Annotated in this window: 11 protein-coding genes; 7 read left to right on the plus strand and 4 right to left on the minus strand. The window is 52.1% G+C overall.

Annotated elements, in window-relative coordinates:
* Positions 1–350 precede the first annotated feature (350 nt).
* The 3 genes from CX650_RS01200 to cysK form a co-directional block, all read right to left on the minus strand.
* A complete protein-coding gene (locus CX650_RS01200; RefSeq protein ID WP_101094797.1) occupies positions 351–1,355 on the minus strand; it encodes a TDT family transporter in 1,005 nt (334 codons plus the stop codon).
* A 91-nt stretch (positions 1,356–1,446) separates the two neighbouring features.
* Positions 1,447–2,517 carry a methyltransferase gene (locus CX650_RS01205; RefSeq protein WP_101094798.1) on the minus strand — a complete coding sequence of 357 codons (1,071 nt, stop codon included), beginning with the start codon at positions 2,515–2,517 and terminating at the stop codon, positions 1,447–1,449.
* 221 nt (positions 2,518–2,738) lie between these two features.
* The gene (gene cysK, locus CX650_RS01210) at positions 2,739–3,707 is read right to left on the minus strand and encodes a cysteine synthase A (protein WP_039032811.1); all 969 of its coding nucleotides are present in this window, start codon (positions 3,705–3,707) and stop codon (positions 2,739–2,741) included.
* Positions 3,708–3,919: 212 nt separating this feature from the next.
* Here cysK and CX650_RS01215 point away from each other — a divergent pair, with 212 nt between their 5' ends.
* Entirely contained in the window at positions 3,920–5,056 is a 1,137-nt protein-coding gene (locus CX650_RS01215) for an RDD family protein (protein ID WP_229800045.1), read from the plus strand.
* An 11-nt stretch (positions 5,057–5,067) separates the two neighbouring features.
* Positions 5,068–6,192 carry a beta-ketoacyl-ACP synthase III gene (locus CX650_RS01220; protein ID WP_071475942.1) on the plus strand — a complete coding sequence of 375 codons (1,125 nt, stop codon included), beginning with the start codon at positions 5,068–5,070 and terminating at the stop codon, positions 6,190–6,192.
* Between the two features lie 80 nt (positions 6,193–6,272).
* Here CX650_RS01220 and cysZ read toward each other — a convergent pair whose 3' ends face one another.
* Positions 6,273–7,043 (minus strand): sulfate transporter CysZ, encoded by a 771-nt coding sequence (cysZ, locus tag CX650_RS01225; RefSeq protein ID WP_071475941.1) that lies wholly within the window; start codon positions 7,041–7,043, stop codon positions 6,273–6,275.
* A 242-nt stretch (positions 7,044–7,285) separates the two neighbouring features.
* On the opposite strand from cysZ, the gene CX650_RS01230 reads away from it, so the two are divergent.
* From CX650_RS01230 to CX650_RS01250, 5 genes are all read left to right on the plus strand, one after another.
* A complete protein-coding gene (locus tag CX650_RS01230; RefSeq protein WP_101094800.1) occupies positions 7,286–10,711 on the plus strand; it encodes a chromosome segregation protein SMC in 3,426 nt (1,141 codons plus the stop codon).
* 21 nt (positions 10,712–10,732) lie between these two features.
* Positions 10,733–11,704, plus strand: a complete 972-nt coding sequence (gene zipA, locus CX650_RS01235) for a cell division protein ZipA (protein WP_039032815.1) — start codon at positions 10,733–10,735, stop codon at positions 11,702–11,704.
* Positions 11,705–11,778: 74 nt separating this feature from the next.
* Positions 11,779–13,785 (plus strand): NAD-dependent DNA ligase LigA, encoded by a 2,007-nt coding sequence (gene ligA / locus CX650_RS01240; RefSeq protein ID WP_101094801.1) that lies wholly within the window; start codon positions 11,779–11,781, stop codon positions 13,783–13,785.
* Positions 13,786–14,142: 357 nt separating this feature from the next.
* On the plus strand, positions 14,143–14,628 hold the full coding sequence (locus CX650_RS01245) for a DUF2919 domain-containing protein (protein WP_101094802.1): 486 nt from the start codon (positions 14,143–14,145) through the stop codon (positions 14,626–14,628).
* A gap of 291 nt (positions 14,629–14,919) precedes the next feature.
* Entirely contained in the window at positions 14,920–16,128 is a 1,209-nt protein-coding gene (locus CX650_RS01250) for a cyclic di-GMP phosphodiesterase (protein ID WP_071475937.1), read from the plus strand.
* Positions 16,129–16,170 lie beyond the last annotated feature (42 nt).

Genomic DNA, 16,170 nt, shown 5'->3' on the forward strand with positions numbered 1-16,170 from the left:
AGAATATAACCTTGCAGAAATAAAAAGTGCAACATAGATGAAACAGATATAAATTGTTTGAATTAATAACAAATAAAGCTCTTTTGGTAACAAAGATATAACGTACGGTGTTTATTTTTTTAATTGCTTGATAATGTCGTGTTGTGTTTTATTTTTGTTTTTCCAGGGTGTGTTGTTTGTGGTGGTTTTGTTTTTGTGGTGTGGTGTTTTTGTTTTTTTACTTTTTTATTTAAGAGATGTTTTTATTTGTCTAGATACTTGAGTGAATATTTGTTGGCCATTGAAGATCTATTAATTTGCCAAAAGCGTGATAAGCGTCACGCTTTTGGCGTTGTTGTAACTCGGTTTCATTATACAGATGACCAGGGGCGGTAGTGTCTGAGGTAACTGATAGCAACGAAGCCGACGATAGCACTGGCTATCACAAGCTCAATATTTCCAAGTAGCGCCAGTGGCCGGTGCAGTGATTGCAGCATGGGTTGGCTGTTGCACCAGGCGGCTGTTTTCAGTAGAGCTGTGGCGCCTATCACCATGGGGAAGGTGTAAGCAGCAAACCCAGGGCTGAAAGGGAGGCGCAGCAAGTGCAGGAAGGCCAGATAGATGACCAGGGTCATCAGCAGGGCCAGACTCAGCAGCAGGGCGACCAACCAAAGCTCAGGCTCAGGAGTCAGGGTCAGATAGCCGGCCAAAGACAAGCTGGCCGGTGCTGCCAGAATCGCTATGGTAGGTTTGGCTGCATCCGCGACCGGATTACAGAAAATCAAGCGATAGAGCATCACAGGCAGCATCACCAAGTAACTCACCAGGCCGAACATCAGAATGATGTGAGCGATTTGAGCGCCTACCTCGCCGGCTTCGGCGCCGGGAAAGGTCACAGCTGCCACCACCATGCCGATAGGGGGCACAAACCAACTTGGCACCATATGCTCCAGGTTGAAGTCCATTGCTCTATGCAGCACAAAGGCAACCAGTAAACAGCAGTGAATGGCGATAGCCGCCAGCCAGATCAGGAAACCACACAAAGGAAGATGGATCCCTACGGCTTTGGAGATCACCATCAGTGCCATGGCAAAGGTGGGCAGCACACTGCCGACCACAGGGTGGCGCAGTTCTTCATTCAGTAATTCAGGATGCAGAATGAATTTGACTGTCAGCAGAGACAGTAATATGCCGGCAACCACCGCGCCCAATGCCAGACCGGGAAATTCTGCTGACACGTTTTCCCAGGCCCAGCCCAGGCTAGCGATAGCCAGCGCCAATCCGGCCAATGGGCTTGGCAGTCGCTTGAAAGCGGCTTTACTAAACTTGGACTCGCGAGTGCTGAGTTCTTCAGTGGTAGTGGCAACGAGTTTCATACTGTGACCTCTAGATTCCAATTTGATGGTCCTAGTCTAAAATCGGTCTTTGGTTAATAAAATTGAAATTAAATTATTCATTGATTCAAATTTATTTAAGCTTGCAGTGCAGCAGAGTATGTCCAAGTCCTATGTCATCGATATCTTCATCGACATAAAAACCCGCTTGTTGCAGTAGTTTCAGCAGTACCTTGGAGTGATACATACGACTGTTGCCGTTGGCCATGGCGGTGAAGTAGAGCGAGGTGGCATTGACACAATAGGCGGAGGCGGCATTGGGTTGTCTGTCCCAGAAGGTTTCCAGAATGCAGAGCTCGGCTGTCGCCGGCATGGCTTTGGCACAAGCCTGCAGGATGGCCAGGATTTGTGCCTCGCTGAAACAGTCGAGGAATTGGCTCATCCAATAGAGATCGCCGTCGCTAACAAAGGGGCCGTCAGGAGCAAGCAGATCGCACGCCAGACCGGATATCCGCTCGCTTAAACCTGCAGTTTTTGCGGCCTCTGCGGCCAGTTCAAGCTGGGGAGCGAGATCCATTATGGTTACCCGGCACTGTGTGTTGTATTCGGCACACTTCAAGGCCCACTTGCCGGTATTGCCGCCGATATCCACCAAATGAGTCGGCCCATTGGCAAATATGCGCGGCATCAGGCTGTCAAAGGCATGATCTGAATAATAGTGGTCAAAGGCGAACCAGCTGTGTTTGGCTTCTGTCGGTAACTGGCTCAGAGCCGGGTAAATAGTGGGCCAATCGCCGAAAACTTTCAGTCCCTCGGGAGCGCCTTGTTCCAGCGCCTGTTGCAGATGAAACAGGCCTTGGTAGCAAATGTCGTGGATAAAATTGAGATTGGTGGCGGCCATATCGTCATGCAGCAGAAACCAGCCTGTCTTGTCGAGAATGTAATTGTCTCCCTTGTGCCAAACTAGTCCCATGGAGAGCGCCATATCGAGTAAAACGCCCAGAGCATATTCTGTCAGCCCGGTTTTTTCTTTGAGTATCTCAAGGCTGGTACCTTCATCGCCTGCGGCATCTATATGCTTGAGGATGTCGAACTGCAGCAGGCAGCGGGTCACCTGAAAACTGACCGGAGCGAAGGCGATTTTTTGTGCTTCAAATTTGGCCTCGAAGGCACTGAGTTTGGCGGGTTCACTAAAAAAGGGCATTGTCTTAGCCGTGGAAAAGGTTCAAAAAGAGTCTTTATGGCGCAAAGCATAAGGCAAGTACAGGCCAGCTGAATGAAACTTTGATCAAGAGGGCAAATATGTGGTTAATGCCGCTTTTGATTTCGGGATCAAACGGGATATTTTGAGCGATAGAGTTCAGGACGAGAGGCTGGCATAAAAAAGCCCCATCATTAGACAGGGCTTTCAAGTTGCGATTTTACTTACTGCACGTTTTCCTGATCGCCGAATTGGCCGACAAACAGGGCTGAGGACAGATAACGCTCGGCAGCCGATGGCAGGATCACCACTATGTTTTTGTCTGCAAATTCCGGTAGGGCGGCGATGCGGTTGGCGGCAACGACGGCAGCACCGGAGGAGATACCCACTAAAATGCCTTCCTCTTTCATCAGCCTGTGAGCCATCTCTATCGCTTCGTCATTGGTGACCAGTTCTACCTTGTCAATCAGTTCCAGATCCAGGTTACCCGGAATAAAGCCAGCGCCTATGCCCTGGATCTTGTGCGGACCCGGCTGCACGGGTTGGCCCGCCAGAGTTTGGCTGATCACCGGCGAGTCGGTTGGTTCAACGGCCACAGCTGTGATTGCCTTGCCTTGGGTGTTTTTGATATAGCGGCTCACACCTGTGATGGTGCCGCCGGTACCGACACCGGCAACAAATACATCGATTTGACCATCGGTATCGTTCCAGATCTCTGGACCTGTGGTTTTTTCGTGGATTTCAGGGTTGGCCGGGTTGTCAAACTGCTGCAGCAGCAGATATTTATCCGGCGCCGATTGGCGGATTTCCTCGGCCTTTTCGATGGCCCCTTTCATGCCCTTGGCACCATCAGTCAGTACCAGGTTGGCGCCCAGAGCCTTGAGCAGCTTACGGCGCTCGAGACTCATGGTGTTGGGCATGGTTAAAGTCAATTTGTAACCTCTGGCCGCGGCAACATAGGCCAGCGCAATACCCGTATTTCCTGAGGTGGGTTCAATCAGCTCTATGTCTTTGGTCAACAGGCCTTTTTTCTCGGCGTCCCAAATCATATTGGCACCAATACGGCATTTGACACTGAAGCTTGGGTTACGGGCTTCTACCTTGGCCAGCACCTTGCCGTTGCTGACGCGGTTAAGACGAACCAGTGGGGTGTTACCAATGGTATAGGAATTGTCTTCGAAAATTTTGCTCATGGCTTGCTGGCCTCCTTTGATTGCATCCCTAAAGCATAATCCTCATGAGATCAAAGAGAAGTGAATCTTTGTTCTTCTTTATTCTTTTTAGTTATTACATGAATCTCTGTTATTCGTAACTTCGGAGTAAGCCAGTTTCGCTTTATGTTAATCTCAACGCCGAATTGATGTTAACCAAAAAACAACATTCTATTTCAAATAGGAGAATAGCCTTGGATTACAAGGGTAATGCCCAGGAGGCAAATCCGAATCGCACCGGGGAACAGGGCGGTCGTAAACGGTATCCGGGTAAAGATCCCCGCAGCATAGTGACGCCGGCCGCATTCAGCGTGGCGCCGGAGCTGCTCTACACCCCCTTGGCAAAACCTTGGAAACGGGCGCTGGCTATCATGATAGATGGTTTATTGGTGGCTATACTGGCAGAACAGGCCGGCCCCTTGTTTGTGCTTTTGGTGTGCCTGCTGGCTTACTATATACACAATCATGCCAACAGGATCTCCACTTGGGCCAAGGGGCTTTTGTATCTGTTTATGGCGGCGGTTTTGCTTTGGTCTGCGGTGCCACAGATGATTAAGGTCAACGGCCTGCAACAGAGTCGCGATAATGAGATTCAGGGGCAGACACTGCTGACCTTGACGCCGCAACTACTGCGTTTGAGTCTGTGTGAGAACAAGGCCTGCGCTCAACATGAAGCGGGTTTGCTGGTTCATGCTGCGGCTGAGACTGAGATGTCACGCACCCAGCTCGAGACCATGCTGCAAGGTGCATTGGATGAGTTGCCGCTTGCATCAGCTGATATTGCGGCGATAAATGCAGACTTGATGCCGCAGTTGGCTTCAATAAAAACTGAGTCTGTAGCGACACTCAATGCACAAACCAACTTACCAGCCAATGCAAAGAACGATGCACAAGCCAAGCCAGCACCTACCGAGGATGATTCAAGACCGGAAGCAGAAGAGGACGAACAGCAGGAAGAGGCACAATACAGCTTGCTCGCTTGGGCCAAGGGGATGCTCAATGACCTCGGGCTTGGATTTGGCTGGGCGGCATTCTATTTTACCTTGTTCACTGCCTGGTTCGATGGTCAGACTTTGGGCAAAAAAATCATGCGGGTGCGGGTGATCGCCCTCGGAGGTGGTAAGCTTTCCCTATGGGACGCCTTTGGCCGTTACGGGGGATACGGCGCAGGCTTTGCCACTGGACTGCTGGGTTTCTTGCAGATTTTTTGGGATGCCAACAGGCAAGCCATCCAGGATAAGATCTCAGCAACAGTTGTCATTGATCTGAGTAAGCCACGCGTGAGTCCAACAGAGACGATGCTGCAGGCAGAACAGGTCACAAAACAATAAGAAGGTAGTTTATGAAGGATGCGATTGTCATTTCCGGTACCGGGCTGTTTACCCCACCGGAAGGAATAACCAATCAAGAATTGGTGGACAGCTTCAATCAGTATGTTGATCTATTCAATACCGAGAACCGCGCCCAGATAGATCTTGGCCATGTGGCGGCGCTGAATTACTCATCGAGTGAGTTTATCGAGAAGGCTTCAGGCATCAAACACAGATTTGTGATGGTCAAAGAGGGGATCTTGGATCCTGAAGTCATGATGCCGTTGATCCCTGAGCGTGCCAGCGACAGCCTGTCACTGCAGGCTGAAATGGGCTTGCATGCGGCCAAGCAAGCGCTTGATAACGCCGGCCTCAAGGCGGATGACATTGACTTGGTGATAGTTGCCTGTGCCTACACCCAGCGGGCCTATCCGGCGATGGCGATTGAAATTCAGCAGGCTCTTGGTACCCGGGGTTATGGCTTTGATATGCAGGTCGCCTGTTCCTCGGCGACTTTTGCCCTGGTGACAGCGGCTAATGCCATTCGCAGTGGTAGCGCCAGGCGTGTGTTGGTCATCAATCCTGAGATATGTTCGGCTCAGGTCAATTATCGTGACCGCGACAGCCACTTTATTTTCGGTGATGTGGCTACGGCTTTGGTATTGGAGCCGGCTGCGACTTGCCGCGCCCAGCAAGCCTTTGAAATTCTGTCGAGCCGCTGTTTTACCCATTACTCAAACAATATCCGCAGCAACTTTGGTTTCCTTAACCGTTGTGATCCGGCCACGTCCGGCGAGGCCGATAAGCTGTTTCATCAACAGGGACGCAAGGTCTTTAAAGAGCTGCTGCCCATGATATACAAGCATTTGGATGTACAGCTCGAAGAAGCTGGTATCACGCCGGAACAGTTTAAGCGTCTATGGCTGCATCAGGCCAATATCAATATGAATCAGTTTGTGGTGAAAAAGCTCCTGGGTGAAACGCCTGAGCCTTTGAAGGCGCCTGTGGTGCTGGATCAATACGCCAATACGGCATCGGCCGGTTCTGTAATCGCTTTCCATAAATATCACCAGGACTTCAAACCGGGGGACTTGGGCCTGTTGAGCTCCTTCGGCGCAGGTTACTCCATCGGCAGTTTAATTCTGCGAGCTTGTTAAGACCTGGCTTTCCTCTACCATGAAGCATAAAAAATGCCTGCAACAGCAGGCATTTTTGTGTCTCAATCGACCTACGGCGCTTAATCTGGCGCTATGGCCGGGTTGCGATAAGCTTCGCGATACTTGTCGACCCACATGGAAGTGGCACCGCAAATGGCAACCGGCATCACGATAAAGTTGACTATAGGGATCATGGAAAACAGGGTGACGGCGGCGCCGAAGCTCATACTGCTGCCCTTGGTATTTTTCAGGGCAAACTTCATCTCTTTGAACGCCACCTTGTGGTTATCGAAAGGATAGTCACAGTATTGGATACTCATCATCCAGGCACTGAAAATAAACCAGACCACAGGGAAAACGGTTTGGCCAATCACAGGGATAAAAAACAGCAGTAAGATCAATATGGCCCGCGGCAGGTAATACACCAGCTTTTGCCATTCGCGGCCGAGGATCCGCGGCAGATCCTTGATTAAATCCAAGGTGCCGCCGGTATTGAGCGGCTTGCCGGTCAGCAGTTGCTCTACCTTTTCGGCCAACAGGCCGTTAAATGGCGCTGCCAGCCAGTTCATCACGGAACTGAAGATAAACGACAGCAGCACCAGCAAGGTGATAATCGCCAGTGGCCAGAGGATCACATTAAGCCAACTGAGATAGTCCGGCAGTTGGCCTTCGAGCCAGGCAAACACATTTCCCAGTTGGCCTATGGCAAAATAGATGACGCCGGCAAACAACAGCAGGTTGATCATCAGCGGAATAAACACAAAGCTGCGCAAGCCCGGTTGCTTGATCAGGCTAAAGCCTTGGAGAAAATAGTTGACGCCGCTCTTGGCGGGTCTTGAAGATGCGGACATGTACCACTTACTCTCAATAAAAGAATACTTAGGCCGATTTTGAGCAACCAAGGCCACGAAAACAAGGGAAAAACGCAGCCAAGGGAATAAAAAGCGTTACAAAATGCGGCCCGCTTTGCTAAAGTGACAGCGCTTATACAGCTTCTTGGGCCAGGACGGCGGCGTTTCAATCAGGCTATTGAATTTCCTTCAGGATTGGCCCGCAAAACAAAAACAATCGGCACTGACATCCAACGGCAAATATGAGACTCAAACAGATAAAACTCGCTGGCTTCAAGTCATTTGTCGATGCTACCAAAATCCCTTTTCTCAATCCGCTGACGGCCATTATCGGCCCCAATGGCTGCGGTAAATCCAATGTGATTGATGCCGTGCGCTGGGTGCTGGGTGAAAGCTCGGCCAAACATCTGCGCGGTGACTCCATGGCCGATGTTATCTTTAACGGCTCCAGTGCCCGTAAGCCTGTTTCTGTCGCCGGCGTTGAGCTGGTATTCGACAACGCCCTTGGGCGTATCGGCGGCCAGTATGCCAACTACGGTGAAATTTCCGTCAAGCGCCAGGTCTCCCGCGATGGCGAAGCCCTTTATTTTCTCAACGGTCAAAAATGCCGCCGCAAGGATATTACGGATATCTTTATGGGCACCGGCCTTGGGCCGCGCAGCTATGCCATCATAGGTCAAGGCACCATCTCCCGCTTGATAGAATGCAAACCCCAGGAACTCAGGGTCTTTATCGAAGAGGCCGCAGGTATCTCCCGTTATAAAGAGCGACGCAAGGACACGGAAAACCGGATTCGCCATACCCGTGAAAACCTTGAGCGCCTGGGGGATATTCGCTCCGAGCTGGGTAAGCAACTGGATAAGTTGACGATTCAGGCTCAGGCCGCCAAACGCTATCGGGAATACAAGCAAAGTGAGCGGCGCTTGCATGCCGAACTCTTGGTGATGCGTTTCCTGGAGCTCAATGAGCAGGCCGAGGCGCAAAACAGCGAGATAGAAAGGCTGGAGACTGAGCTGGCCCAGCAGCAGGCGCTGAAACAAGAGTTGGAGTTGAGTTTGACTCAGCAAAAGCTGGCTCTGGATGAACTCAGTGAAAAGGAGCAGCGCCAGGTTGCCGATTTTTATCATAACAACACTGAAATCGCCCGTATCGAGCAGCAACTCAAGTATCTCAAAGAGCGGGATAAACAGCAGGCATCTGAATTGGGTGCGCTGCAACAGCAAATCGCCACATTGAATGAACAGCTGGCTCAGGCCAAGCAGCAGGAGCAAACCCTGGATGACAGTTTGCAGCAACATTTGCCGCGCCAGCAGGTGCTGGAAGAGCAGCAGTTTGAACTGAGCCAACAGTATGAAGCGGCGCTCTGGCAAAGTGAAAGTCTTGCCGGTGAGTTGCAACAAGCGGTGACTGCGGTCAGAGATATCAAGCATCAGCAGGAACTCGCCGCCACCCGGGAGCAGCATCTTAAGCAGCAACATGCACAGCGCAGCGAGCAGCTTGAGAAGCTCAGTGCAAGATTGCAGCAACCTGAGACCGATAACGGGGCAAACCCGGCTGAGCTTCAGCAGCAGGTCAGCTTATGTAAGTCACAATTGGCGGCAGCTAAAGCCGATGTCGAACGGCATGGCGCAGAGTTGATTAAGGCCCAGGAGGCGTTGGAGCTGGCAAGACAAGTGGAGCAACAGTTGGTGCAGCGCCGCTCGGGGCTAACTGGGCGCCTGGAGCTGATAAGTCAGTGGCTCGAAGGTGCCGCTCAAGCAACGCAAGAGACACAAACTGCCTTGATTCCGCTTTGGCAGGACATTCAGGTTGAGGCCGGTTGGGAAAAGGTGGTTGAGGCCTGGCTTGGCCCTTTGATGCGCGCCGCTGTCTATCCTGACTGCAAACCATTTGATGGCAAAGGTTTTGCTCAGACTCGTCGCCAAAGTTGGGGGCCGGTCAGCGCCGGCGTCAACTTAAGCCCTTGGCTTAACAGGGTGCGCTGGGCCGAGTCGGCGCAGCAGGCATCCAGCTTGCTCGAGCAGGGGCTGGCAGAGGGGGAGCTGATCCTCTGCCGTGATGGCGACCTTTTTGCGCAAGATGTAAAGCTGACGCTTGCCGAGGATGGCCAGTCACTGGTGAAGCTGACCGCCGAGCAGGGCGCCCTTCAATCTGAGCTCGATAAGCTTGCGAGCGAGAGCCGGCAGGCGCAGCAGCAAACTACAGCGGCCCAGGATAGGTTCAACGAATTAAGGCTGGCTCAGCAACTCAAGTCCGAGGCGCTACAGCAACAGCAACTGGCATTGACCCGCGCAGTGATGGCTTGTGAGGCGGCCACCGAGCAGGCGGCACGCGAACTTAGACAAAAGCAACAGATAGAAGCGGAAATTACCGAGCTGAAAGAGCGCCTCGAGCAGGAGCAGTTTGAGCTGGAGACGCTGATTGAGAGCCATTTTGCTGCCGATGATACTCTTTATGAGCGTCAGCGGCAGGAGCGATTGCTGAGTGAGCGTCACAACGAGGCCAATCAGCAAAAAAACAGCCTTAAAGTCAGCCTGAGTGAACTTGAGCGCCAGTTAAAAACCTTGAACGGAACTCTGGCGGAGCAGAAAACCGCCTTGGCGTTGGCAGCGCAGCGGCGCAAACAGTTGACCGAGCAATTGCAGCAGGCCGAGCACAAACGCAGTGAGTTGCTGAATAAACCGCAGCAGGGTGCAGATAGTGCCGAGCTGCAACCGCTTGAGCAACGCCTGGAAGGATTGCTTACGCAGCAACACAGGATGCAGACGGAGCTTGAGCATACCCGGGCCAAACTTGCCAAGCAGCAACAGCAGTTGGATAGTACAGCTTTAAAGCAAAAACAACAGCTTGGACAACTGGAGCACTTGACTCAGACAATCAGCACGTTAAAGTTACGTCGCGAGGGATTGAAAGGTCAGGCCGACAGCCAATTGGCGCAGCTCAGTGAGCAACAGATCAAGTTGCATGAAGTGGCGGCAAACCTGCCGGATGAAGCAAAAATCGCGCCCTGGCAGGACCAACTGGAATCGGTTCGGCGCAAGATAAGTCGCCTCGGCGCCATTAACCTGGCGGCCATTGAAGAGTATGAGCAGCAAAAAGAGCGTAAGGCTTATCTCGATGCCCAGGATGAAGACCTCAACAAGGCGCTGGCCAGTCTCGAAGAGGCGATCCGCAAGATAGATAGGGAGACCCGCAGTCGTTTCAAGGCGACTTTTGAGCAGGTCAATGCCGGACTGGGAGAGTTGTTTCCCAAGGTATTTGGTGGCGGCAGTGCCTATTTGGCGCTGACAGATGATGATTTACTCGATACCGGAGTGACCATCATGGCCCGGCCACCGGGCAAGAAGAACAGCACGATTCATCTACTTTCGGGTGGAGAAAAGGCGCTGACGGCTTTATCATTGGTGTTTGCGATTTTCAGACTCAACCCGGCGCCTTTTTGTATGCTGGATGAGGTCGATGCACCTTTGGATGACGCCAACGTCGACAGATTCTGCCGTCTTTTGCAGGAGATGTCGGACAGCGTACAGTTTATCTATATCAGCCACAATAAACTCACTATGGAGATGGCTGATCAACTGATAGGTGTCACTATGCATGAGCCGGGTGTCTCTCGCATAGTCGCAGTCGATATTGAAGAAGCGGTGGCTATGGCCGACGCCGGATAACCATAGGAAAACAGGTAACCAATGGAAGATTTGCAACTGGTATTGTCTGTGTTGGGCGCGATTGCCATTATTGCCGTGCTGGTTCACGGTTTCTGGTCTATCCGCAAACAACAGCCCAAGTCGCTGAAAGAAAATCCGCTGACAGGTTTCTACAAGGACCAGGCCCGGCGTGACAGTGAAGGTTTCGATGCCGATGGAATTGGAGAGGTGAGGGTGCGTAAAGTCTCACCGGATGAAAAGCCACCCAAGCTCAAGAGCAGCAAGTTGCGTAAACCTGGCTTTCAGTCGCCTCAAGCAGATGAGAGCGAAAGTGAACAGGCGTTTTCCCTCTCAGGGGCCAAACCCGAGCCCAGAGTGAACAGCAAGCCACAACGGCAGGAGCCTGTGTTGCATCTCGATGATGACCAAGATACCGCCGAAATGCAGATGGAGTTGGGGCTCGGTGCCGATGCACAGACAGACAATGCCCATTCCACAGTTGAAGCCGAATATCAGGAAAACAGCCAGCCAGAGCCACAACTGGCTACTGAACAACAGACCCGCGAGCAGGCCAAGGAAGAGTCGCGCCACGATGAGTTGCCCGATCCCAAGGATGTTTTGGTACTGCATGTGGTTGCCAAAGAAGGCGAGAGCCTCAGCGGTGCTGAGCTGCTGCCTTGCCTGTTGGCACTGAACTTCAAGTTCGGTGATATGAATATTTTCCATCGCCATGAAGACAACGCCGGTACGGGGCGGGTGCTGTTTTCCCTGGCCAACATGGTTAAGCCCGGGGTGTTTGACCCGGACAATATGGAGCAGTTCAGCACTCAGGGGGTAGTCCTGTTTATGACCTTGCCTTGTCATGGCGATCCGCTGATGAACTTTTCCATCATGCTCAACTCCGCCCATCAATTGGCGGATGACCTCGGTGCCGAACTGCTGGACGGCCAGCGTCAGCCATGGCATCAGGATACCAAACAAGCCTACCTGGGCCGTATTCGGGCTCAGGGCTGATATTCATCAGGGAGCCAGTGTGAGTCTCTCTATTCAAGGCCGCCTCTGCGGCCTTTGTTTTGTGCGGAATTTTTATGCAAGCCATTGAAAACGAAATTGATCAGCTGATAAGCGCCATTAATGAGCACAACATTCGCTACTATGTGGATGACAACCCCAGCATTCCCGATGCCGAATATGACCGCCTGATGCAGCGGCTCAAGGCGCTGGAGACCGAGCACCCTGAGTTGCAACGTAGCGACTCGCCAAGCCTCAGAGTCGGTGGGCTGGCGTTGGCCAAGTTTGAACAGGTAACTCACCTCAAACCTATGCTTAGTCTGGACAACGCCTTCAGTGAAGAAGATTTTGCCGCCTTCCATAAGCGGGTGACTGACAGAGTAGGCGAGTTCAGCTATTGCTGCGAGCCCAAGCTCGATGGGCTGGCTGTCAGTATCCTCTATCGCGATGGCGTGCTGGAGCGTGCCGCCACCCGTGGTGATGGTGCGGTCGGTGAAGATATTACCGAAAACGTTCGTACCATTCGGGCGGTGCCGCTGAAACTCAGGGGCGATGACTATCCGCCGCTGTTGGAAGTGCGTGGTGAAGTATTCATGCCCAAGGCGGCCTTCGAGGCACTCAACGAGCGCAACCGGGTCAAGGGAGACAAGCTGTTTGTCAATCCGCGTAATGCCGCCGCCGGCAGTTTGCGGCAGCTGGATTCCAGGATAACCGCCTCTCGGGCACTGGCGTTTTACGCTTATGCATTGGGCGTGGTTGAGCCGGAATCCTTCCCGCTGGCGGACACCCATCTTGGGCAACTGCAGCAGCTTAAAACCTGGGGATTGCCGATCAGCAGTGAAATCCGCCTTGCCAAAGACCTCAGCGAAGTGGATGACTACTACCGGGATATTATGGCGCGCCGCAGTGCTTTGGCCTATGAAATCGATGGTGTGGTATTCAAGGTCAACAGCATAGAAGCGCAGCAGACACTGGGATTTGTCTCCCGTGCACCGCGCTGGGCCATCGCTTATAAGTTTCCGGCCCAGGAAGAGATGACTCTGCTCGAAGGAGTCGACTTTCAGGTAGGCCGCACCGGCGCCGTGACACCGGTCGCCAGGCTCAAGCCTGTGTTTGTTGGCGGGGTGACAGTTTCCAACGCCACTTTGCACAACGCCGACGAAATCGCCCGCCTTGGGGTGAAAGTTGGCGATACCGTGATCATTCGCCGCGCCGGTGATGTAATTCCGCAAGTGGTTGCCGTGGTGCCGGAAAAAAGACCTGAGGATGCCACAGAGATCCGTTTCCCGGAGCAATGCCCGGTTTGTGGCTCTCAGGTGGAACGTCTTGAGGGGGAAGCCGTGGCCCGCTGCACCGGTGGCTTGTTCTGCGAAGCGCAGCGTAAGGAAGCCATCAAACACTTTGCTTCCCGCAAGGCGTTGGATATAGATGGCATGGGCGACAAGATAGTCGAGCAGCTGATCGATAAGGAGCTGGTGGAGAGCCCGGCGGATCTGTTCTCACTCACGGCTTCGGCCCTGACCATGCTGGAGCGGATGGGGCTTAAGTCGGCCACCAATCTGGTGCAGGCCATAGAGGCGGCCAAGCAAACAACCCTGGCCAAGTTTCTCTACGCCTTGGGGATCCGTGAGGTGGGTGAATCCACCGCCGCCAACCTGGCACGGCACTTCAAAGAGCTGGATGCCCTCAAGCAGGCGAGTGTCGAGCAGCTTATCGAAGTGGAAGATGTCGGTGCCATAGTGGCTCAGCATGTGGCGCACTTCTTTGCTCAGCCCCACAACCTTGAAGTTATCGATAAATTGCTGGCTGCCGGGGTGACTTGGCCGGCCATCGAAGCGCCGTCTGAAGACAAGCAACCGCTCAAGGGCCAGACCTGGGTATTGACCGGCACTTTGAGCCAGATGAGCCGCACTGACGCCAAGGCGCAGCTTGAGGCGCTTGGCGCCAAAGTGTCCGGCAGTGTCTCCAAGAAGACAGACTGCGTGGTGGCCGGCGAGGCCGCTGGTTCTAAATTGACCAAGGCCAATGAGCTTGGGGTCAAGGTGTTGGATGAAGCCGGCCTGCTGGCGTTGCTGCAATCCTGAGCTTAATCTATCTGCTTGAGCCCCGGCAGGCAGCGGGGCTTTTTTCTCTTCACTCAGTGGCAACCAATCCGGGGGATATGGGACTCTTGAGATTGTAGAGTCAAAATAGCCAAACAGCTTGTACCTGGCTTCTATTTATTGCGCCACATAACTTGAATTGTGTTGCCACAGGACCCACCTCATTATTTCGTAAGATGGCTGGCCGAGACTCGCTCTCAGATCGCCTCATTGAGGCTGCTTATGGAAGAGGCGTATCCCGCTGCTTAAAAAAAGAGTCAGTCATACGGGTGAACGCGGTCGGTTATTTTTATCATGGCTATGCCAGGCCTTGCCGGGTGGAGTCACAATGATGGGATTATGTCCTTGCTTAAATTTGAACATGTGCGCTGGCTTGACAATGACGGCCATATTAAGCCGCCATTACTGCTTTACATCATAGTGCTGTTTCTGGCCCGCGGCTGGTGTGTGTTTGTTGCATCCCTGACCCAAGCCAGCGACAGGGCCGCTCTGGTGCGGCTGTTTTATCCGGAAAAGAGTGACTTTCTATCATCTCTGGCCGCCGGCGCCGGCGCCTTGTTGATCTATGGTTTGATCCTGGCCGAGCGTAAACGGGTATTTGAGGCATTGATCCCACTGTTTCGGCAAATTCGCGGGTGGTTGGTGCTGTTGCTGGGGATAGACGGCGTGCTGCTTATTCAGCGTCTTGGTCACAACGATTGGTTGTTTAGCTGGAATCTGGCGTTGGATGCTTTATTGCTGTTCTGGTCCTTGCTCTACCTCGTCAAGTCGGTTCATTTGCGCCATTATCTCAACGACTGGCAAAAACAGGAGAAATTGGAGTGAGATAAGGAGCGATCCAATAAGGCAAGGTCGACAAATTTTTACTATATAAAACAGAGAGTGGCTGGCAGATTTCGGCTTGAAAAGTTATCACTAGCGACTTTTGGGATGAAATCTGAACAGAAAATTGTATGTATGGTGGATTAACGACTAAAACACTGTCAAACAAGCGATTTTTGTCATAAATTTGTCATTTCATTCTTACGTTTGGTTTCCAATGGTCTATAGTTAAGATTCTTGGATTTCATTTTTTAAAACCTTGTTTTATCAAGTTGTTTTCTGGAGAAACTTTGAGTGGCCAAAGCTGAAAGGATCCATCTCCCTCTGTCACGCCTGCAAACCGGCATCACAGTCAAACTGCCGCTGTCCTGGACAGATCATCCTTTTTTGTTCAATCGCATTGAAATCAAAGATGCCGGTCAGATAGAAATGATCCGTAATCTTGGGGTGCCCTATGTCATTTTAATCTCTGACGAAGACCTACTTAATGATGTGATTGAAGAGGAAAACGAGGCGCAGCAAGCAACAGAGCGAACAAAGGACAACCAACCGGATCCCAAAGCCTCTGCCCGCAAGGCGATACGCAAGAGTCAGGGACGCTTTTTGAATGCCATTAATGACTGTCGTACCGTAGTCAGTAAGTTAGTGTCTGATCCTGAAGGCGCCATTCGTGAAGCCTCTGCTTTAGTTGAGCAAATGCTGGACCATCTATTGGAGTCTGGTAATCCCAAGTTGGCCTTGGTGTCCAGTGGTGAAGGGGCTCCCAGCGTGACACAGCACGGGATATCAGTTGCGGTACTGGCCTTGATGATCGGCCATTCACTTGAGTTGTCCAAGGACAAGCTGAGGGATATAGCATTGGGTGCGTTGCTGCATGATATCGGCAAACTCAAGGTGCCAGATGCCATCAGGCGTAAGCGCAATCCCTTGAGTCAGCATGAAAGCAACTTTCTCTCCATGCATCCCAATTTTGGTTATGACATGCTCAAACGCAGTGGCTTGTTTGGTAATGAGGTGTTGCATATTGTGAAGCATCACCATGAGTTTATCGATGGCTCAGGTTATCCCGATAGGCTTAAGCTGGCCAAGCTGCCATTGACCACTCAGATAGTCGCGCTGGCCAATGATTATGACAGTCAATTGGCTCGTCAAGAGATAGTCTCGCCGCAAATTGCTTTGGGATATCTGTTTAAGAATCGGGTTGGCAAGCATCAGGAGCAGCTGATTTCGGCGCTGGTGAAGGTCTTGGGGATTTACCCGCCAGGCACCTTGGTGAGCTTGTCTGATAATAATGTTGGTAAGGTGATGATGACCACATCGGAGGTGCGCCAACCTCAGGTATGGGCTTGTAAAAACGATGGTAGCGAGCCTAAGTTGCGTTTTTTGATGGACGAAGAGGTTAGCGTGGAAGCCGTACTCAAGTCTGAAGAGCTGACTGAAGGTGCTTCAAGAACCCTGCAGGCCGGTGCTGGCATCAGTTTCTATTTCAGCGCGTTGGAGTAGCTTGCAACCCACGCTCTCTTGCCGTGAGCGGCCAAACTTTGG

It is taken from the genome of Shewanella indica (assembly GCF_002836975.1).
Classification (GTDB): Bacteria; Pseudomonadota; Gammaproteobacteria; order Enterobacterales; family Shewanellaceae; genus Shewanella; species Shewanella indica.

What these genes read in the sequence shown, in the direction of transcription:
- CX650_RS01245 (WP_101094802.1), top strand. Translation starts at nt 14,143, where the DNA reads ATGTCCTTGCTTAAATTTGAACATGTGCGCTGGCTTGACAATGACGGC.
- ligA (WP_101094801.1), top strand. Translation starts at nt 11,779, where the DNA reads ATGCAAGCCATTGAAAACGAAATTGATCAGCTGATAAGCGCCATTAAT.
- zipA (WP_039032815.1), top strand. Translation starts at nt 10,733, where the DNA reads ATGGAAGATTTGCAACTGGTATTGTCTGTGTTGGGCGCGATTGCCATT.
- CX650_RS01205 (WP_101094798.1), bottom strand. Translation starts at nt 2,517, where the DNA reads ATGCCCTTTTTTAGTGAACCCGCCAAACTCAGTGCCTTCGAGGCCAAA.
- cysK (WP_039032811.1), bottom strand. Translation starts at nt 3,707, where the DNA reads ATGAGCAAAATTTTCGAAGACAATTCCTATACCATTGGTAACACCCCA.
- CX650_RS01200 (WP_101094797.1), bottom strand. Translation starts at nt 1,355, where the DNA reads ATGAAACTCGTTGCCACTACCACTGAAGAACTCAGCACTCGCGAGTCC.
- CX650_RS01220 (WP_071475942.1), top strand. Translation starts at nt 5,068, where the DNA reads ATGAAGGATGCGATTGTCATTTCCGGTACCGGGCTGTTTACCCCACCG.
- CX650_RS01230 (WP_101094800.1), top strand. Translation starts at nt 7,286, where the DNA reads ATGAGACTCAAACAGATAAAACTCGCTGGCTTCAAGTCATTTGTCGAT.
- cysZ (WP_071475941.1), bottom strand. Translation starts at nt 7,043, where the DNA reads ATGTCCGCATCTTCAAGACCCGCCAAGAGCGGCGTCAACTATTTTCTC.